Source organism: Coxiella-like endosymbiont of Rhipicephalus sanguineus (assembly GCF_018687865.1).
The window spans coordinates 1-19,463 of record NZ_NIQB01000010.1 but is presented as its reverse complement, the minus strand read 5'-3'; the positions used below and the strand labels follow the sequence as shown (position 1 = coordinate 19,463).

Sequence of the window (19,463 nt, the reverse complement as noted above, 5' to 3'; positions counted from 1 at the left end):
TCATATTGTTTGGCGCATTCCAAAGCGGTAGCAATTTTCTCAATAACTTCCGCATTTAATGTTGGTGTTTCTTCACGCAACCTCATTTTTATAAAGATTAAATAAATTAAGAAGTTATCAGTTTTAGGGCGATCTTTGCCGTTTTGAGGGAGGCTCCACTATCCCCTAGCTTAGCCCGAAGTGGTTTTAACTTATTTAAACAAGTCTGTCGATAAGAGTGATCTTCTAACAAGCGATAAATTTCGTTAGCAATAGCTTGAGGAGTGGCTTGATGCTGAATAAACTCAGGGGTAATGGGTTCTTCAGCCACTAAGTTAGAGAGCCCAATAAATGGGACTTGAATAAGCCGTTTCCCCAACCAATAGGTGAGAGGGCTCACTTTGTAGAGAATAACAAAAGGAATTTGATGTAAAGCAATTTCTAATGTAACTGTGCCAGAAACAGCAATGGCGGCATCACATACAGATAGTACATTATAAGTATTGTCCTCAATAATTTTAATGTCTGAAAATAAATAATTGCGAACATCTTGAGAAGACAAATTAGGTGCCAGTGGCAACACAAATTGAGCATTAGGGAGGCGCTCTTTAATAAGGCGTGTAGCAGAAGTTATAATGGGCAACAAGCGGGCAATCTCCTGGGAACGACTGCCAGGAAATAAGCCAATAATGGGCTTTTCTGTTGATAAATCGAATTTTTGATACACTTTTTCACGCGGCAAAGTGGGTACTGTAATGTCAATTAACGGATGTCCAACTAAACTGACGGAAATATTTTCTCGTTGATATAATCTTTCTTCGAAAGGGAATAAAACCCCCATGTGATCTACATATTTTTTTATTTTTTTAATACGGCCATATCGCCATGCCCATATTTGCGGACTTACATAATAAAGAACTTTAATTCCTGCTTTTTTAGCTTGTTTAGCCATATGTAAATTAAAGCCCGGATAGTCAATAAAAATTACTAAATCAGGTCGTTCGATCTTAAAGTGATTTTTTAGGCACTGGCGAGCCGCAAGTATATTACCCAATTGAGAAATTATTTCTGATACTCCAATGACTGCTAGTTTTTCTGCGTCAATAAAGATATCAACTCCTGCCTCACGCATTCTTTTTCCGCCCATACCAGCCACTTTCAATTGTGGATCAAGGAATTTCAGTGATTTTGCAAGATGAGCGCCAAGTAAATCTCCCGAGGCCTCACCTGCTATGATTAAAATCTGTTTTGAATGAGTGTTCATTTTAAGAAATAGCGATTGGAGAAATTGGAAATAGTTCGTTAGTTCGTCGCACAATTAATGAAATTTCTAAAGCTGTCGCCAAAGCCCGTTTCCCCTCTTCTCCGGAAACCAGAGGAAGTTTGTTATGGATAATAGAATCTAGAAACGTTGATATTTGATCAAGCAACGCATCGCCTTTTTCGAACCGCTCAACTTGACGGGTGATTTTAGGAATGCCTGGATACATTTCTTGAGTGCCTTTGCGATGGATGGCAATTTTTTTATGATCGAGGTCAATGGCAATATAGTTATCGTGCTGAAAAATTCGAAGTTTGCGTTCGGTTTTGAGGTTTACACGGCTGGCCGTTACATTGGCCACGCATCCGTTGCTAAATTCAATACGGGCATTGGCAATATCAATATAAGGAGATAGCACGGAGGCGCCGCTCGCAGAGATATTTTGGATATCCGCTTTCACAATGGATTGGATGATGTCGATATCGTGAATCATCAAATCTAATACTACATTAACATCACTGCCTCGCAATTTGAAGGGAGCCAGACGCAGCGATTCAATAAACCGAGGATTAGAAATTTGAGATTCTACAGCTTTTACAGCGCTATTAAAACGTTCGAGATGACCAATTTGGAGAATGACCTTATTTTTCTGGGCAGAAGAAATTAAGTCGTCGGCCTCTTCTAAAGAAGTAGCAATGGGCTTCTCTAAGAGAACGTGGACCCTATTGTCTAAAAAAAAGCGTCCTACTCTATGATGCAAAGGGGTGGGAACTGCGATGCTCACTGCATCCACAAGGCCAAGGAGAGACTGGTAATTGATTACGGATTTAACGTTTAATTCGTTGGCTTTCGAATGACACCGTTCAGGGTCGATATCACAAACGGCCACAAGCTCTGAATGCGGTAAATCAGCATACTTTTCTGCATGATATTTACCCAAATAGCCAACGCCAATTACGGCCGTTCTAATCTTCTTCATTGCTATGCTTTAGCGCCCTTTCCCATTCCGAAGGAGGCGTAATAGTGGCATTTTTTGCCAAGTGAATCAATATAAAAGCATTTTAGCTCATTGGCAGCGGCGAATGAAACCAGTTCATCTTGCCACTAGATGACTGAAGGAGACAGTCATAAATCAACATAATACCCTTGAACCATATAACGCTGAAGGGGAATCGCAGTGTTACTTATATTATCTTAGCAAATCTTAGCAAAATTAACTTTGATAAAAGTATCTTTTACATTCTTAATAAGAACCCTAATTATTTATGTATATCCGATTTTTTTGCTTCGTATGGGGCAAATAAGCGATTTAATTTTGAAACAGGGTTCGATTTTGTTTTAATCATTTATTATTGGTGCAGTTTAAGCCGTACCAATCAAATGGCCCCTTTACGCTCTTGGAAGCGGATGATCGGCTTGGCTTTGCTTATTTTTCTTGATTAGTTGTTCGTTATAGGAGCTTTCCACTGCAGCGAATTTGGAACTTTGATAAAAGGGAGATCCACCATTCTAATTAGGAATGGAGAGGTAATTTGGAAAAATTTCAAAAAATCAAGTAACTGAGCATGATTTGTCAGAAATGATTCGAGAGAAACTAAATGAGGCGGATTAGAAAAATGTAAAAAAAAGAAGATCGTTTGGAGCGTTCTGGAAAAGTGAGTTTTGTTAAAAATAAATAAAATTAAAAATAAAATTAATTATTTTTCAATTTTTGGGGCTGCATGATTTATAGCTTCGCCGCCAGCTTGTAAATCTTGGCCGAAACCATGAATAGTATCACAACCTGATAAAAAGAATAAAAAGGGCGCTGTAAGAAAGATATTAAATAGGTCTTAATCATCTCGTCGCTTCTTATCCAAGTTATGGGATGGCTTATTATACTCAACTCTTATTGAAGTTGTAGCTCCTTAAAAATCAGTTTCACTTGATTTTTCCCACAGCAGGAAAGGACGTAGTTCTGGCTCTTCTTCCCTGGAACATTATAGAATGTGGTATATGATTGATGAATTTTTTATCCAGAAAGCGCTTCTCTTAGCGAAGCAAGCTGAAAAAAATCAAGAGGTGCCGGTGGGTGCAGTTTTGGTAAAAGATAACGAAATTATCGGAAAGGGATTTAACCATCCTATTGGATTAAACGACCCTACGGCTCATGCAGAATTACTTTCGATCCGCGAGGCTGCCAAAAATCTCAGTAATTATCGATTAGTTGGTACGACTCTCTATGTCACTTTAGAACCCTGTGCAATGTGCCTTGGCGCGATGATTCATGCTAGAATTCAGCACCTCGTTTTTGGCGCTTTTGACCCACGTGATGGTGCTGTTAAAAGCGTTTTTCAACTTTTGAATGAACCACGGCTTAATCATCATATTTCTTGGACAGGCGGAATTTTAGTGGATGAATGTGCTCATGTGCTAAAAATTTTTCCAAGCCCGTCGTTAGTAATCTCCATACACGACAAAATAAAAATACCCCTTTCGGTCTTTCGCGGACAAGCATGGGAGACCAATATTTTGTTTTGATATTAGAAAAATATTTTCGCTTTGATTTGACATCGCATTAAGAATTTTTATTTAATAATTTCTTAAGTATCGATTGTTATATTTCTTCAGTTGAATAAAGAGAAAAATAAATGAATTATTCATTATTTGGAAAGAAATCCTTAGTAATTGTTGAAAATAATTTGAAAAAAGCTTTCGACGATGACGAGATAGTGAATCTAATATAGGGGTGTGGGTCCGAATTTTTAATAATTTTTTATATCATTGCTATGAATATTAAACTTCTAACAAGGATTTTTTGATTGGGTTAGATTATTTCTCAATAGAGTTTTATATCTCTTTTTTAAAAATTCGTCTGTTAAAAATATTGATTTACCCGGTTGAGTTAAAATAGGCCTGTTAGAAAACTTTGAAGAAAAATATAAGGACCCCGCTGAAAAAAACTTTATAATAATTAGGATTCTTTCTTGATATGCAATGTTAATTGCTGAATATTTGGCCGAACTTATTTCTCAAGAAGCAATGACATAGCCAAAAAAAAGATTATGGACATTAATAGACTACATAAAAGAAAATATCCAACCTACAAAATTAAATAGTAAAGACGATAAATTAGGAGAAGTTTTTATTCTTTATAAAAAATTAAATTCTAAGTCGGATGTATTTGAAACTGAATATCTGGAATTTAGTGAGTGATGGAAAGTGGGAAAGAACGCCTTTTTAAAGTTTGATTCTAATACACTGAAAGTTGTCTCTATAATTAAAAACCAAATTTTATATTTAAAATATGAAAATAACCCAAATCAGGCTGGGAAAATTGAAGAAAAATTTCGTTCGGCATTGAAGAAATATCGAGCGTTTGAAGATCATTATGACGATAGTCTCTCTAGGACTTCTCTTTGCTCACCTCCCGCACCTTCTATGCAAAACTCATTTTTCCATTAAAGTAGTTCAACGGAGTCTTTAACATCTCTTCCGATTACGGGGAGTGGGGTAAGCAATTAAATGGAAGAGATTAGGGCCTCCACTGTGAGCCTCACGGCATGAAATCGATCAAAAACTCACCTAACCTAAATCTTTAAAATTTTGAATATTTTTAAGAAATCCTTAAGATAGTTTTGTTAAACTGGGCTTGATAATAAGACTCTGTTAGGGATGATTCTGAAAGGATGTATTGGCAAACCATTAGAGTTTTCCTTTTCGAGCTCATTTTTCTGGCTTGTTTTATTCGGAAAAGATACCTTCTTTCGAGAATTATCAAGGATTTATTACTGAGGAACGTTTTAAAACCTTATTTAGTGAGGTAAAAATTTAGTGAGGTAAAAGTCTACGCCATTAGTGAAAATCGCAATCCCTGATAGCTCAATGAAAGTTAAGCCTACCGAGAAAGAGGCATCAATAACTACTCTGGAATTATGGCTTGAAACTTATCCACTAAAACTGGAAAATAGTTCTATCGTTTTTCCCGATACGAACGCTAGGGGAGAAAGAATAACAATTAACTTTGCCGAGCCAAAATTTTAAGTGTATTCTTAACGTTTGAAGCTTCTTGATTTATCTAAACAAGACCACATATTCTCTCACAAGTATTGAAGCTGCTTACAATGAGCTTCTGGAAAAGCATCCGAGCTATGAGATGGCTTTTGCTGAATTACGACGTATTTTTCGATGGCAGAGTGCCCGTCTTTTTTGTGAGAAGCTGAGTGTAGAGGAACAGAAAGTAATTTTTCATTTATTGAATACGGATTTGATTCATAAGGCTGCGCTTATTGCTGTAGGAGGGATCTTGCAAAAACAGGAATTATTTTTTAGTCCTCTTGCCAAGAGAAATGTTTTTAAATCGATTGAAGTATTACCTCTTTCAGACAACTCACACATTGAAGTGGTCGTTCGGAGTCAAGGCGAGGTAACGACATCGAATGAATCCGCTTTTAAGGGTAGTAAAGGAAAAACCACAGACGTTAGCTGAGGCTTGCCGCAGGATAAGCTTGTCTGATAATTATGATGTTACTCTTAGAGATCTCTCTTTAGAAGTTGCAGGACCTTCTGCAGTAACTGATTGCTTAGTAGCTAAATTTTTAGATGGATCTATCGAACGAAATGCTCATGAGGATCTGATTTATTTTAAAGTATTAAAACAATACGCCATTCCTGCTTTAGGATTTTTAGGACCCGGTAGAGATTTAAGTCGATTGTTCAACGACACTGATGAAAAGAAAATCGATTGTTGGGAGAGGATTATTTAATAAACCAAGGGAGAGTTTTGTTGCCTCCAGCCATTGCTTCCCATGTTGATAAATTCGAATTTTTAAATTCTTTTTTCAAGATGAGGCTATTCAAGATGCAATAACAGCAGCAAAAAAACAAAATAATAGCTGAAACTATTAAATCAGTGAAAGATAAACAATTAAGTGAAGAAGATAAGAAATTCTTAAGCATCAAATTTGATTTTCACTTGTCTTTATCAATATTGCAATTGGCTAGTTCTATTATTGAAAAAATACGGGGTAACCATTCATTACATTCCTCTGTTTTAGGAATAGTTTTTCTAAGTTTATTTTCTCCTTTTCCCAATGCTGTTTAGGGTCAGAATGAAAATACCTCTGAGTGTAAAGCTTATTTTTTTAAGAAAAATTAAAAGATAGGAGGGTTTGATAATTCCCTGTTGCTTGAACTGGCTGTGACGTTAGCTAAAGTAATAAATGAAGAAATTTAGAACATCGGGAACGGGAAAAAATTTTCAGAGAGATTCGTAAACGAGCGATAAACTCGATTTATTAGTTAAAGAGCAATTTGAAGTGCACTTTAGAAACCCTTCTTATCCTATTTTCTGTATTATCCAAGATTATCGTAGGCTAGAAGATGTTACCTAAGGACTTTTTGAAGACCAAAATTTTTTGGAGTTTATGTCAGCATGTTCGGATGATCCCGTTCTTTCAAGTTGGGTGATAACTTTCCTCACACATGTCAAAAATTTAGTTTATCCGCAACAGGAACGGGAGAATAAAATTAAGAACCAATTCTTTTTCTTGTTGCGAATTTCAAAATAGAGTAGATAGGTATCTGCGAGACGTTGCGGGAGAAGTCGCTAGCTTTGAAGAATATTTAGCGAAGAAGTCTAGGCGTGTCCGTCAAAATGTAAAAACAGCTTTAGAAATTAAAGCTGCTATCGAGAAAGCATTTCAACCAAAGGTGAGGCGCAAGCGGATAAAGACGTGGCGGTTAGATCTATTTATAGATTGAAGCAATAGGCACGAGATAAAGATTCATCGTAGGAAAATCTTTCCACCACAGACTATTTTTTGGAAAAACGGCAGTCGACTTTATCGAGATCTTTTGAGGAGGTGGCGCCTAATTCTCCTACTCGCCATTATCCTTTATTTCAAATAACCTCGAAATTGATTGAAAAATTATCCAACGACTTTTCGATTCACAGGAAACTGATAGGTGCAGAAAAGTTAATGCGAAATAATCCGATGAATAAGCAAATCGAGGAAAAAGAGGTTTATTTAAGAATCATTGAGGTATTAAAAAAAAGTTATTAATCTCTTAGAGAGAGCAAATGATCAGAGAGCAGTTTCTTTAATTGAAGAGGCTAGAACTCTAATTAAAGCGTATAAACCAGTAGGGGAAGTTAGGGCCTACAATAATTAATTCTGAAGCTTTTGTAAGCCATCACAAGGAAAATGATGGGAAGAGTGAAATTCCTCGCAAGGTGCCGGATCGATTAGCTCTTTCTTTGTGGGAATTGGGTCCCCAGGGAGATTTACCTACTGGACCCCAGACGCTACCGCTGAAAGGTAACGACGAGCTTGCGTATAAATCGGAACCAGGTTCATTAGTGCCGTCGAGAAGTCTTACCATGGGTTAAGAGCGAGTTTGCTTGATCTATTTTAAAGCGTATAGGAATCGTCATAGAGATTATTCACCCAACCTCTTTAAGACAGCGTGGCTAGTTTGATTTCAGTAAAGAGTGATCATTTTTAGAAAAATATTGAGAAACAGAAGGTTACAAATCATTTCCTATACTCCATTTTCTGGAGGAATGAGAAAATGAGAAAAATTCTTAAATATCCTTTTACGATTCGCCAGCTTTTTTAATGAAGAGGGCGACGGATTTCTAATAGAGTTCCTGAGCTTCCAGGTTGGATATCTGATGGTAATTCTATTGAAGAAGTCATTGAAAATAGTCAAGATGTTCTTCAGGATTGGCTAGCTGCTGTCAAAGAATCAGGAAGAAAATACCCAGTCCTGGTGAACTAGAATTTCAAAGTAGGGAATGGGTTTCAGCGAGTACCAAGATCAAAACACTATCGATTGGTTAAACATGCTGGCTGAATCATTAGGCCGTACGGTAAAGAAAAAGAAAAAGCTTGCCTAGGCGTTTAATTTCTAAAGTGATCATTGTTATCAGAGCGCTAGAATGATGCTGTTATGGCGATATAAATAATCCCGATAAAGGGTATTCAAATATCAGCTTAATTTGCATCCACTTAAATGGGATTAGCATTCACTACTAGCTGCATACTTTCACCATCGTCTGATCATATATTTGAATCGAATGCATTAGCGAGAATGTATATTGTTAATGGTGGATTTCATTTGGTGTTGTTTTTGAGATTTCGGTTAAAAACGACCCAGAGTACCAGAGTAATTGAATTTATAAAGAAGGGAGTAGATATGAATTGGCATATTATTTCTATCGTTACACGGATTATACTAAATTGCTATCGTATTATTTTATAGATTTTGTAAATCTATATCCGTATAACGATGTTTCAAAACATACTCCTGAAGATCCTGCTCAGAAAATTACGATGAATTATCTGCTTCCATTAATTTCCGCTCTTTGTAATTGGTACAACATAATTCTAACTAAACTTATTGAAATTTTAATTGCATCTCTTTTTCTAAGAGGAAATATTAGGTCATGGTGGATCCCTTATTTTTTTAGATGTTCCGATAAAAAAGGTAAGGAATATGATAAGGCCTTTGGAAGAACAATTAAAATTTTACCACCTATCAAAGATCACCCAATTTCGAATCTGGAACATTTGACAGTGTTAAATTTGGTTGATAGCATCTTTTGCTAATTTTTAAAATAAAATAAACTAAGCGATTTCAAATCAGTAAAGATGCGATATGAATATTGTATGTGAAAAATTTAATATTTTTGAAGCAGTGGGTGAATTATATTATAAAAAAACAAAACAGAATCCGATTATTGTTTTTTACGTGGTTGGGGTGATATAGATCAACGCATATAATTTCAGCAGAAGGAGCATCAAAAAAGAAGCACTCTTGCGCTTTAAATTAAAATCAAAAAAATACTCTCCCTGAGCGAGTTTGGTTTTACATTTTAGTGTCATCTGCGTAAAAGTGAAGCGTGACTAGAAGACGCGGCCGGTGCGTTGGTGGGTTGTCGTATTTGGCTCAAAAGCAGGATCCTAAGAGGCCGGGTGAGTTTGTCATAGGTTTAAAGATGTTAAGCGGTCTGGTTTACCCTGTGTAAATAGCACACGTAAGGGAAAGATTAAGGATTTTTGTGGCTGAATCAATAATGATTTTGGGAAACACACTTTCCAAAATTGGTTTAATCCTCTCATTCCTAAATATAGCGACCCACACCACTCAAAGAGACCTTTTCCTATAGTGGCATTATGGATGATGATGGCTTCACATTATTCCTCTAAACGAATAGTTACGGTAATTGCTTTTAAGACCTGCAAGAAATGAGAATTTTGTGGAGATTCGTAATAAGAGAGATCATTAACCTTTGCTGGGTCAAAAAATAAACTATGGAAATTAGGGAATTGACCTTGAGAAGCGGCAAAGGTTTGTACTAAGGTTTGTACTAAGGTTTGTACTTTAGAATACATAGTTGAAAGATTCTGGTTAAAGAATTTACCCAGGCGAAAAATACGTCACTGCTAATAAACCGTAGCCAGCAGTTCTATGTAGATTAGCTGTTCGTTGAGCTCGCTCCAAGGTTGCTGAAATTTGCTCCTCGCTTATTTCTTTATTTTCGAGTATAAGATTTTTGAATGTTTTTAAGTCTCTCATATTGAGCCGATCCATACCAAAGATAATCTCCAAAAAAATTCGCCCAGATTAACCACTTACGTTTCTTTTGCTCAGTGTCGGCATGCTGATATTGAATATAACAATATTGACCCACCGAAATATCAAACGGATTTTGAGAGTCAGCAATATCATCGTGTTGTGTTTTAAGTCGATAGCGTTTTAAGCGGATACAGAGAGTTAGCAAATAATTAATTCAAAATTAATTAATCCAAAATTGGTCTAGCCAAGGACAAGGATCAAGGATAACGAATCAGATACTTTTTGCTTTCGAATTTTCATAAACAAGTTCGACCAATGTAGTAAATTACAATTTCCTCAGAAAATTCTTTAAGAGCGCTATTTTTTTTGATTACTTCATCAGTCTTTTGAATAAACTCTAAAATACGATTTTCTAATTGTTCAGCAGTAAAAATTAGAGGAGAAAGTTCTAAATCTTCGATCGAGGAGAAGGTTAAAAAAATCAGATCGTGCTCTCGATTGTTGACTATTCTTTTGCCGCATAACAAATTCGCATCTTTAGAGAAGAGGCTTATCATAGTGGAGATGAAAATTCAAATGGAATTGGAGTTTTCAGTGATTCCTCCGGCTTGATACGCTGGCGGTTTGTGATTTTACTTCATCGGGTTTTTAAACCTGATATACTATCGGCCGTTCTTCATTTAGATTTAGTAAGGAATAGTCATGACACTTACGGTTTCAGTAGGTAAGGATATCAATAATTTTAATACAATTATTGAAATTCCTATGAACGGAGGCGAAGTTAAGTATGAATACAATAAAGAATTTCAGTTTTTGACCGTTGACCGATTTATCCCTACGGCCATGCGCTATCCTTGTAATTATGGATTCGCACCAAACACCCTAGCGGAAGATGGTGATCCCCTCGATGTGTTAGTAATGACGCCAGTGCCCCTACAGCCTGGAACGTTGATGCGTGTTCGAGCGGTGGGTTTGATGCGGATGGAAGATGAAGCTGGGAAAGATAGTAAAATTTTAACATTTCCTCTCGCTAAAGCCTGCAGAGAATATGAATCTATTCAATCTATTAAAGATGTATCTCCTTTCCTACTCGATATCATCGCCTATTTTTTCGAACACTATAAAGATTTGGAGCCCACTAATAAATGGGCCAAAGTGAAAGGCTGGGAGGATAAGGATGCGGCAGAAAAAGAATTTCAGGCGAGTATTAGACGTTTTGAGAAAAGCTAAGGGCTGAGGAGTGCATGACTGATATAACCCAACTTTTTTTGAGAAACCATTCGATCCTGATTGGATACGGCCGACATTAAATGAAGCCTATCGAATGGATGAAACTGCTCGTATAAAGCAATTATTGGAATTGATTAATTTTACCCCAGCCATTGAACATGCTGTGAGTCAATTGGCAGAAAAATTAGTCATCGCCGTGCGGGAAAAGGAAAAAGAGAGGGGTGGTATCGAAGGCTTTATGATGCATTATGACCTTTCTACCGAGGAAGGAATTTTATTAATGTGTCTTGCGGAAGCTTTATTACGTGTCCCAGATAAACAAACTGAAAATTTATTAATTCGGGATAAATTGATCAGTGCGGAATGGAATAAATATGTGGGTGCGAGTGAATCCGCCTTTGTGAATTTTGCTAGATGGGGATTAGCGCTTTCAGGAAAAATATTAAAAAAAGAAAAAGACGGACAATTAAAAACCATTTGGAGTAATCTCATCCGAAAAAGTGGCGAACCTGTTATTCGCAAAGCGATCCGTGAAGCAATGAAATTAATGAGCGAGCATTTTGTTTTAGGCCGTACTATTGAAGAGGCTATTAAGCGCTCGCAGATCGCTTTAAAAGAGGGTTTTCGATATTCTTACGACATGTTGGGCGAAGTGGCACGAACGCAGAGCGATGCTGATCGATATTATGATTCCTATTATTATGCCATTAGCGCTTTAGGAAAAAGTCACGACACACAAAACATTTACGAAGCGCCAAGTATTTCCCTTAAATTATCTGCATTGTATCCTCGCTATGATTTTAAAAAACGCGAAGAAGCAGTACCTTTTTTAATTGAACGCGTAAAAGAATTAGTTCTGCATGCAAAAGCACAGAAAATTGGCATGACTATTGATGCGGAAGAAGCTGATCGATTAGATATGTGCCTGGACATTTTCAAAGGATTATTCACAGACAATGCTTTTTCTGGATGGGAAGGTCTTGGCCTCGCTGTCCAAGCTTATCAAAAGCGCGCTTTGCCATTAATTGAATGGTTAATTGAATTGAGCCACCAACAAAAACGCCGTATTCCCGTTCGTCTGGTAAAGGGGGCTTATTGGGATTCCGAAATAAAGCTAACTCAAATGGAAGGATTGATCAATTACCCTGTTTTTACGCGGAAAGTGAATACGGATATTTCTTATATTGCTTGTGCAAAGAAGATGTTAAGTGCTCAAGACGCTCTTTATCCGCAATTTGCTACTCATAACGCCTATTCGGTTGCAGCGATTTTAACATTAATGGATCCTCGTTATGAGGATTACCAATTTGAATTCCAAAATCTACAGGGTATGGGTAAGGCTTTACATCATTATGTCGTTACAAAATTAAATCTGCCCTGCCGAATTTATGCGCCGGTAGGGTATTATGAAGATTTGCTACCTTATCTCGTTCGGCGATTATTGGAAAATGGAGCTAATAGTTCGTTCGTCAATCGAATCGCGGATAAAACGGTGCCAATTTCCTACCTGATCGAAAGCCCGGTTGAAAAAATTGAGACGTTGGCGAAAATTCCTAATCCTAAGATTCCATTGCCTAGGAATCTCTTTGCTAAAGCGCGATTAAATTCAATAGGAAGAGATTTAAGCAATTATGCGGAATTAAAACCTCTAGCTGAATCGATCCATAATGCACTAGAAAAAACGTGGCAAGCATCGCCATTCTTACGTGAGATTAAAAAGGGTAAAGCTGTTTTTGATCCGGCCGATAATCGACGCCAGATTGGTGTGATTGAATTAGCAGATGAATCCGATGTAGAAAAAGCGATTATAATGGGGTCTTCGGCTTTTCCCGCCTGGGATCAGAAAGGGGTGGATGCGCGCGCTAACATTATGCGAAAAATGGCGGACTTGTTAGAAGAACATCAAGCCGAATTAATGGCCTTGGTTGTGCGTGAAGGAGGAAGGACTCTCCAAAATGCCTTATCGGAAGTCCGCGAGGCTATTGATTTTTGTCGTTATTATGCTGAGCAGGGTGAAAAACAGCTAAATGATACAGTGTTGCCGGGTTACACTGGAGAAAACAATGTGCTGCGAATGAATGGTCGCGGTATTATCTTGTGTATTAGTCCCTGGAATTTTCCGGTAGCTATATTTACAGGACAAATCATTGCAGCGTTAGTAACGGGGAATGCCGTAATTGCCAAGCCCTCGGGAGAAACACCTTTAACGGCAGCCAAGGTCACTCATTTATTTCACGAAGCAGGTGTGCCTGCGGAAATTTTACAATTAATGCCAAGTCCTGGAGGAACTGTAGGGCAAGCATTAATTGAAAATCCCAAAATCAGCGGAATTATATTTACGGGTTCTGATAATACCGCCCGTCATATTCAAAAAACATTAGCTAATCGATCTGGCCCCATCGTCCCCTTTGTGGCAGAAACATCTGGTATTAATGCCATGATAGTGGATTCAACGGCACTGCCCGAACAATTAGTTCAAGATGTGATTGTTTCTGCTTTCGATAGCGCAGGCCAACGTTGTTCTGCTCTTCGCATTTTATATGTTCAGGATGATATTGCCGATAATGTAATAAAAATGTTAGCAGGTGCGATGGCTGAAATTAAAATAGGGGATCCCATGTTATTAACCACTGATGTAGGACCCGTTATTGATGCTAAGGCTCAAGCAACTTTGCAAGAATATGCCGCTTTTATGCAAAAAGAAGCGAAATTAATTTACAAAGTTGATTTGCCCCTAGCAGCAACTCATGGAACATTTGTAGCTCCCCAAGCTTATGAATTATCTAGCTTAAGCTTGATTAAAGGCGAGGTTTTTGGACCTATCTTGCATGTTCTGCGATATCGTCGCCAGGATCTGGATAAAGTGATAGACGATATTAATGGTTTGGGATATGGGCTCACCTTTGGTATCCAGAGCCGTATCGATGAAACGATAGATTATATTCAGCGTCGTATTAATGCAGGTAATATTTATGTCAATCGAAATATGATTGGGGCTGTCGTAGGTGTTCAGCCTTTTGGGGGAAGCTGGTTATCCGGCACAGGGCCTAAAGCCGGTGGGCCGCATTATTTGCCTCGTTATTGCGTAGAAAGCACGTTGACGATCAATACAACAGCCGCTGGTGGAAACGCCTCTTTGATAGCGATGGAAGACTAATAATATTTCAACGTTAACTCTATAAGAGTTAAGGGAGCGTGGATTAAAAAGGTTATCTTCAAGGTGAGAAGGTAAATTCAAAGCTTTTCATTGTTAAGATACCTCTTCGCTAAAAACAAAAACTCGGGAGACAGTGAATGAAACCATTGATTTTACCCTTCCTAGGAATCACTCTGCTTGCCGGTGCAACTGTGCAAGCGGCAACGTTTGTTAACTACGGAACAGGATAAGTTAAGTTATTCCATGAGGTTATGACCAGAAAAGCTTTTCAAAAACATGAAATTAAAATTAATCCTCAAATTTTCTTTCCACCAGCCGTAATCGACAGTTATTCGGGTAAAAAACGCAAATGACTGACGAAGAAATGCACACTACGTTAAAACAATTCCAGCAGCGAGCGATACAAAAATTGCAGACTCAAATGGGAAAAGAAGCTCAACAAAATGCTCAAAAAAGGGCAAGCTTTTTTGCCGCTAATAAAATAAACCTGGTGTAAAAACTTTAGCCGATGGTCTGCAATAGAAAATCTTGCACGAAGGTAAAGGCGAAAGTTTTTCTTTGAATAACATGCTAACTGTTAATTATGAAGATCGATTATTACATGATACTGTATTTGATAGCTGTTAAGCGTGGTAAGCCTGCAACATTCCGAGTAAAGACTGTGATTAAAGGATGGCAAGAAGCATTGGTTCATATAAAACCTGGTGTAATATGGGAAATTTATGTGCCATCCCAATTAGCTTATGGTGACAAAGGTGCTCCAAGCACAATTGCATCTAATGAAACTCTGATTTTTAAGGTGAATTTAATTTCTGTAAATAAAAAATAAAAAAATTCTTCCATTCATGAAAAAAGAGTAATTCTGCCCACTCTCTTACCGTACAGGGGAGGGGTGCTTTATAATTTCTTTATTTCTCCTTTTATTTCAAAAGGAACGGATCGATGCAGATTATAAGCTTAGATTCAGATATGCTATTTTTGCAATGTTTCTTAGGTTTATACTCCATTTCGTCAACAACAAGTCCTCTAACATTTGCAACAAAAACAACCCAAGGCCAGCGCTGTCGAAGCGATTTATGGCTATTTTGTTGAATGTGAAAAACCCTTTAAACCCTAGAGAGCAAGAGCGATTGGAGCGCTTGTTGCCGAATGCTCATTTTTCCGATTATCCGAAATTATCGAAAGATTTTCATGTTGGGTGCTTCTTCGTTTAGGAACCCTGTCTCCCTGGTCATCCAAAGCCTCTGAAATTGCGCGCAATTGTGAACTTCCCATAATTCGGATTGAGCGGGGAGGGGGAATTTTCTATCGCGTTTCGGGAGTTTCGCGAAAGAATAAACAAGATTCTCAAAGGGTGGCGTTAGAATTATATGATCCATTAATCGAATCAATTTTACTTTCTTCCAAGGAATTGTTTCGATTGTTTCAATATTGATCACTTTTGAACTTTGTTTGTATTCCTTTACTGGAAAAAGGAAAAGCTGCATTGCTGCAAGTAAATCAATTGTTAGGTCTCGCGCTAAGTAATGAAGATATTCAGTATTTATTAAATTAAAAGCCTTTCATGAATTAAATTGGAATCCGACGGACGTTGAATTAATGATGTTTACTCAGGTAAATTCCGAGTATTATCGACATAAAATTTTTAATGCAAAGTGGCGAATCGATGGACAATTAAAAGAAGAATCTTTATTTGCAATGATTAGTCATACTTATCAAGTAAATTTGAAACAAGTACTTGTAGCGTATCGGGATAATGCGGCAATTATCAAAGGTTCAGCCAGTCACTCTCTTGAGATTAACCCTCTCACGCATCATTATGAAAGCAAAAAAGAATGTTTGCATCCCGTTTTGAAAGCAGAAAACACATAATCACCTTACTGCTATATCTCCTTTCCATATTCCTGATTTCATCAACCCTGGGAGAAAGATTTTAAAAATCCAAAATCACTGGCGTCTCTATTGGATATTATGCTACAGGGACCTATCGGTGCGGCTTCGTTTAATAATGAATTTGGAGGTCCGTCCAAATGTTTGTGGTTATTTTCTGACGTTGGAATATAGAGGAAATTTTGATGCACAAATTGATACGCAAGGAGAAATTATTTCTTATGGTTATCGTAAGCCCATCATGATTGCTGGAGGAATTAGGCAAATTCACCATTCGCAAGTTGAAAAACAATCTTTTGAAGAAAAAGCATTATTAATAGTTATTGGTGGTCCAGCTATGGCTATTGGTTTAGGAGGTAGCTCTGCCTCTTCTCGAAGTAGCAACGAAGCCACCGAGGCATTGGATTTTGCATCCGTTCAACGTTCTAATCCTGAAATGCAGCTTCGGACACAAGATAATTAATGGATGTGTTTCTCTGGGAGAAAAAATCCTATTTTGAGTATTCATGATGTGGGAGCTGGGGGTTATTCAAATGCATTTCCAGAATTGATTGAAGCCAGCGAATGTGGGGGAGAATTTGAGTTGCGGGATATTCCGAATGCTGAACCTGGAATGATGCCCATAGAAATATGGTGTAATGAAGCACAGGAACGATTTGTTTTGGCTAATTAAATTCAGAATCGCTAGAGATATTTCGTGTTATTGCTGAACGTAAGCAATGTCCTTTTGCAGTCGTTGGTTATGTTAAACAGCAAAAAAATTGGTAGTGAACGACAATTATTTCCATACTCCTCCTATTGATGCGCTGTTGTCCTTATTGTTTGAAGGCATGTCATGTGTCACCTATGCAGCGAGAAGATCGGCGACGATCTCCTAGAACCACGCTTTTCGATACTACGGGGGGATAGATTGGCCCAAAGCTATTAAACGTGTTTTACACTATCCCTCGGTGGCCGATAAAAGTTTTTTAATTACTATTGGTGATCATTCTGTGGGGGGGCTTGCGTGATCAAATGGTTGGGCCCTGGCAAGTTGCCAGTGGCGGATGTGGCAGTGACAGCGAATAGTTTTATAGGTTATCAAGGAAACAAGAGCCTTGGCCATGGGTGAACGAGCGCCCCTGGCGATGATTAATCCTATTGCATTGGTGAGAATGGCGGTCGGCGAAGCCATCACCAACATAGCTGCTGCGTCTATTGATGAAATTTTCCAAGTAGTTTTGTCGGCGAATTGGATGGCAGCAGCGAATTTTCCAGGAGAGGGGACAAATTTGTATGAAGCCGTTCGAGCCGTTGTGAAAGAATTATGTCCCGCGTTGGGAATTTTTATACCAGTAGGTAAGGATTCCTTATCTATGCATTCTTCTTGGCAAGACGGCAACCAAAAGCGAAGTGTGGTGTCACCGCTTTCCTTAATTATTACGGCAACGGGGCACCTACAGATGTGCGCCATACTTTTACTCCGCAATTGCAAACTGATGTGGGTGAGACTCAATTGTTGCTCATTGATTTGGGCAAAGGAGCCGATTTAAGGAGTCCATTTCATTTAAGGAGTCCATTTATTTAAGAGGTTCTTGTTTAGCTCAAGTTTATAATGAGCTAGAAGATCAACTGCCTGATGTTAATGACCCTTCCTTATTGCATAATTTTTTCAAGCGATTCAAACGCTCAGCCGTAAAAATTATTATTAGCTTATCACGATCATTTCGATGGAGGGTTGTTAGCAACTTTATGTGAAATAGCTTTTACCGCTCACACAGGAATTACCATTGAGTTAAAATCATTAGGTAGTAACTCCCCCCCCCAATAGCGAATATGTTTACTGAGGCCTTAGGGGCTGTTATTCAAGTTAAGAAAGAAAATGTTGTGGATGTATTAACAATATTAGAAAAATACAAATTAAAAATACATGCGCACATACTTGGAAAGCTAAATGAAGCGGATGAATTTATTTTGAATTTCTAAAGAAAAACAGTTTTTCATGAAAGTCGTAGCGTCCTGCATCGATGGTGGAGCGAGACAAGTTATTGGTTGCAGGCCTTACGAGATAATCCGGATTGCGCTAAACAACAATTTGATAAATTTTTACATAAAGATCACCCCGTCTTATAGCAGAAATTACTTTTGATAATAAAGAAAATGTTTCGCTTCCTTACATTAACGCAAGAGCTCGACCACGGGTTGCTATTTTACGTGAGCAAGGAAATAATGGTTATCGAGAAATGATTGCTGCTTTTTATTTTGCGGGTTTTGATAGCATTGATATTCACATGAGTGATTTATTAAACAAACGGATTGATTTAAGTGATTTTAAAGGGTTAGCTACTTGTGGAGGTTTTTCCTTTGGAGATGAATGTACTAGGCGCTTGGTCGTGGCTGGGCATAATCGATTTTAATGCATCCAAGAATTTCTGATGAATTCGCTTTATTTTTCCGGAGTCATGATCGTTTCGCTTTAGGCATTTGTAACAGTTTCCAGCTTTTTCCCCATTTAAAATCAATAATTCTAGGTGCTAAAGATTGGCCTGTTTTTGAACGCAATACTTCAGAACAATTCGAAGCACATCTTTCCTTGATAGAAATTCCTGAATCTCCTTCACTCTTTTTCCAAGAAATGAGTGGTAGTCGTCTTCCTATTGTAGTTTCTCATGGTGAAGGGCGTGCCGTATTTGAAGTGGAACAAGAGCAGCGAATAAAAAAAATAAACTTATTGCTTTGCGTTTTATTGATCCTCGTGGAATTCTTACCATCGATTATCCTGCGAACTCCAATGGTAGTCTAGCTGGAATCACAGGTCTTACCACCAACCCCGGATGGTCGGATAACTATTCTTATGCTTCATCCTGAACGAGTTTTTCGTACAATTCAATTTTCTTGTCATCCAAAAGAATGGAATGAAATGAGTTCGTGGATTCAGATGTTCTGCAATGCACGGGCATGGATAAATTGATTGTATTGATCATTATTTGTAGTATGGTACACCATAATTTTTTAGATTTAGAAATAATTAAAAGGAGAATGGTTATGACATCAGATTTTTTTAGGTCTTATAGATGATCATGCTAGTCCTTTCTTATTTTTTCAGGAGCTTATTCCAAATATTAAATTTTCTACGTTTGCCGAGGGTGTACAGTTTGTTTGGCTGTTCTTTACCTACCTCCGTTTTAAATGCGTTGGCTGCTTGTTAATGCTGAACGAGCTGGAGGTTTACAATCCACCCAGTATTTAATCAAGATTTTAAATGAAGCAAGTCAGGGGGAGTTTTCTTATGGTGGAATTAAATTATATTAATTGCTTCTGAAGCAGTACTTTTTTTAATAAACGTTATTTTTTTGCTTCAGGAAAAGCCATTATTGATCTTCTATTGATCTTCTATTGATCTTC

General features: G+C 37.7%; 19 protein-coding genes and 2 pseudogenes. 15 read left to right on the top strand and 6 right to left on the bottom strand.

Annotated elements, in window-relative coordinates; all coding sequences use genetic code 11:
* Nucleotides 1-106: 106 nt before the first annotated feature.
* The 3 genes from lpxB to B1F79_RS01175 all read right to left on the bottom strand — a co-directional run bounded on the left by lpxB (nt 107) and on the right by B1F79_RS01175 (nt 3,012).
* Nucleotides 107-1,243: a lipid-A-disaccharide synthase gene (lpxB, locus tag B1F79_RS01185; protein ID WP_251365665.1), complete on the bottom strand. Its 1,137-nt coding sequence runs from the start codon at nt 1,241-1,243 to the stop codon at nt 107-109.
* Between the two features lies 1 nt (nt 1,244).
* Entirely contained in the window at nt 1,245-2,219 is a 975-nt protein-coding gene (locus B1F79_RS01180) for a Gfo/Idh/MocA family protein (RefSeq protein WP_251365664.1), read from the bottom strand.
* A 718-nt stretch (nt 2,220-2,937) separates the two neighbouring features.
* Nucleotides 2,938-3,012 carry an entericidin A/B family lipoprotein gene (locus B1F79_RS01175; protein ID WP_251365667.1) on the bottom strand — a complete coding sequence of 25 codons (75 nt, stop codon included), beginning with the start codon at nt 3,010-3,012 and terminating at the stop codon, nt 2,938-2,940.
* Nucleotides 3,013-3,226: 214 nt separating this feature from the next.
* Between B1F79_RS01175 and tadA the strand changes: the two genes are divergently transcribed.
* From tadA to B1F79_RS01160, 3 genes are all read left to right on the top strand, one after another.
* Nucleotides 3,227-3,760 carry a tRNA adenosine(34) deaminase TadA gene (gene tadA / locus B1F79_RS01170; RefSeq protein ID WP_251365663.1) on the top strand — a complete coding sequence of 178 codons (534 nt, stop codon included), beginning with the start codon at nt 3,227-3,229 and terminating at the stop codon, nt 3,758-3,760.
* Between the two features lie 1,615 nt (nt 3,761-5,375).
* The gene (locus B1F79_RS01165) at nt 5,376-5,708 is read left to right on the top strand and encodes a hypothetical protein (protein ID WP_251365662.1); all 333 of its coding nucleotides are present in this window, start codon (nt 5,376-5,378) and stop codon (nt 5,706-5,708) included.
* A 19-nt stretch (nt 5,709-5,727) separates the two neighbouring features.
* Nucleotides 5,728-5,985: a hypothetical protein gene (locus B1F79_RS01160; RefSeq protein WP_251365661.1), complete on the top strand. Its 258-nt coding sequence runs from the start codon at nt 5,728-5,730 to the stop codon at nt 5,983-5,985.
* A gap of 3,435 nt (nt 5,986-9,420) precedes the next feature.
* Here B1F79_RS01160 and B1F79_RS01155 read toward each other — a convergent pair.
* From B1F79_RS01155 to B1F79_RS01145, 3 genes are all read right to left on the bottom strand, one after another.
* Entirely contained in the window at nt 9,421-9,618 is a 198-nt protein-coding gene (locus tag B1F79_RS01155) for a hypothetical protein (RefSeq protein ID WP_251365660.1), read from the bottom strand.
* Nucleotides 9,619-9,758: 140 nt separating this feature from the next.
* Complete coding sequence (locus B1F79_RS01150; protein WP_251365659.1) at nt 9,759-10,007, bottom strand: hypothetical protein; 249 nt, start codon at nt 10,005-10,007, stop codon at nt 9,759-9,761.
* Nucleotides 10,008-10,098: 91 nt separating this feature from the next.
* Nucleotides 10,099-10,329, bottom strand: coding sequence for a hypothetical protein (locus B1F79_RS01145; RefSeq protein ID WP_251365658.1), 231 nt, complete (start codon nt 10,327-10,329; stop codon nt 10,099-10,101).
* Nucleotides 10,330-10,504: 175 nt separating this feature from the next.
* Here B1F79_RS01145 and ppa point away from each other — a divergent pair, with 175 nt between their 5' ends.
* From ppa to B1F79_RS06750, 12 genes and pseudogenes are all read left to right on the top strand, one after another.
* Nucleotides 10,505-11,032, top strand: a complete 528-nt coding sequence (ppa, locus tag B1F79_RS01140) for an inorganic diphosphatase (RefSeq protein ID WP_251365657.1) — start codon at nt 10,505-10,507, stop codon at nt 11,030-11,032.
* A 64-nt stretch (nt 11,033-11,096) separates the two neighbouring features.
* Entirely contained in the window at nt 11,097-14,189 is a 3,093-nt protein-coding gene (putA, locus tag B1F79_RS01135; protein ID WP_251365666.1) for a bifunctional proline dehydrogenase/L-glutamate gamma-semialdehyde dehydrogenase PutA, read from the top strand.
* Between the two features lie 137 nt (nt 14,190-14,326).
* Nucleotides 14,327-15,018: pseudogene (locus tag B1F79_RS01130) on the top strand (FKBP-type peptidyl-prolyl cis-trans isomerase).
* Between the two features lie 369 nt (nt 15,019-15,387).
* Nucleotides 15,388-15,624, top strand: a complete 237-nt coding sequence (locus B1F79_RS01125) for a phosphoribosylformylglycinamidine synthase family protein (protein ID WP_251365656.1) — start codon at nt 15,388-15,390, stop codon at nt 15,622-15,624.
* A gap of 110 nt (nt 15,625-15,734) precedes the next feature.
* Entirely contained in the window at nt 15,735-16,061 is a 327-nt protein-coding gene (locus tag B1F79_RS01120) for a phosphoribosylformylglycinamidine synthase-related protein (protein ID WP_372443098.1), read from the top strand.
* Nucleotides 16,062-16,179: 118 nt separating this feature from the next.
* Complete coding sequence (locus B1F79_RS01115; protein WP_251365654.1) at nt 16,180-16,542, top strand: hypothetical protein; 363 nt, start codon at nt 16,180-16,182, stop codon at nt 16,540-16,542.
* A gap of 33 nt (nt 16,543-16,575) precedes the next feature.
* Nucleotides 16,576-16,752, top strand: coding sequence for an AIR synthase-related protein (locus tag B1F79_RS01110; protein WP_251365653.1), 177 nt, complete (start codon nt 16,576-16,578; stop codon nt 16,750-16,752).
* 430 nt (nt 16,753-17,182) lie between these two features.
* Nucleotides 17,183-17,611, top strand: a complete 429-nt coding sequence (locus B1F79_RS01105; protein ID WP_251365652.1) for a hypothetical protein — start codon at nt 17,183-17,185, stop codon at nt 17,609-17,611.
* Between the two features lie 283 nt (nt 17,612-17,894).
* Nucleotides 17,895-18,044 carry a hypothetical protein gene (locus B1F79_RS01100; RefSeq protein ID WP_251365651.1) on the top strand — a complete coding sequence of 50 codons (150 nt, stop codon included), beginning with the start codon at nt 17,895-17,897 and terminating at the stop codon, nt 18,042-18,044.
* Between the two features lie 257 nt (nt 18,045-18,301).
* Nucleotides 18,302-18,475 carry a phosphoribosylformylglycinamidine synthase subunit PurQ gene (locus tag B1F79_RS01095; protein ID WP_251365650.1) on the top strand — a complete coding sequence of 58 codons (174 nt, stop codon included), beginning with the start codon at nt 18,302-18,304 and terminating at the stop codon, nt 18,473-18,475.
* A pseudogene (locus B1F79_RS06755) lies at nt 18,475-18,926 on the top strand (phosphoribosylformylglycinamidine synthase subunit PurQ). The gene B1F79_RS01095 and the pseudogene B1F79_RS06755 overlap by 1 nt, the downstream one beginning before the upstream one ends.
* Nucleotides 18,862-19,029, top strand: coding sequence for a phosphoribosylformylglycinamidine synthase subunit PurQ (locus B1F79_RS06750; protein WP_372443097.1), 168 nt, complete (start codon nt 18,862-18,864; stop codon nt 19,027-19,029). The pseudogene B1F79_RS06755 and the gene B1F79_RS06750 overlap by 65 nt, the downstream one beginning before the upstream one ends.
* Nucleotides 19,030-19,463 lie beyond the last annotated feature (434 nt).

Coding starts and splice junctions, on each gene's coding strand:
- ppa (WP_251365657.1), top strand. CDS start 10,505: ATGACACTTACGGTTTCAGTAGGTAAGGATATCAATAATTTTAATACA.
- B1F79_RS01180 (WP_251365664.1), bottom strand. CDS start 2,219: ATGAAGAAGATTAGAACGGCCGTAATTGGCGTTGGCTATTTGGGTAAA.
- lpxB (WP_251365665.1), bottom strand. CDS start 1,243: ATGAACACTCATTCAAAACAGATTTTAATCATAGCAGGTGAGGCCTCG.
- tadA (WP_251365663.1), top strand. CDS start 3,227: ATGTGGTATATGATTGATGAATTTTTTATCCAGAAAGCGCTTCTCTTA.
- B1F79_RS01105 (WP_251365652.1), top strand. CDS start 17,183: ATGGGTGAACGAGCGCCCCTGGCGATGATTAATCCTATTGCATTGGTG.
- B1F79_RS01155 (WP_251365660.1), bottom strand. CDS start 9,618: ATGTATTCTAAAGTACAAACCTTAGTACAAACCTTAGTACAAACCTTT.
- B1F79_RS01165 (WP_251365662.1), top strand. CDS start 5,376: ATGGCTTTTGCTGAATTACGACGTATTTTTCGATGGCAGAGTGCCCGT.
- B1F79_RS01100 (WP_251365651.1), top strand. CDS start 17,895: ATGTTTACTGAGGCCTTAGGGGCTGTTATTCAAGTTAAGAAAGAAAAT.
- B1F79_RS01095 (WP_251365650.1), top strand. CDS start 18,302: ATGATTGCTGCTTTTTATTTTGCGGGTTTTGATAGCATTGATATTCAC.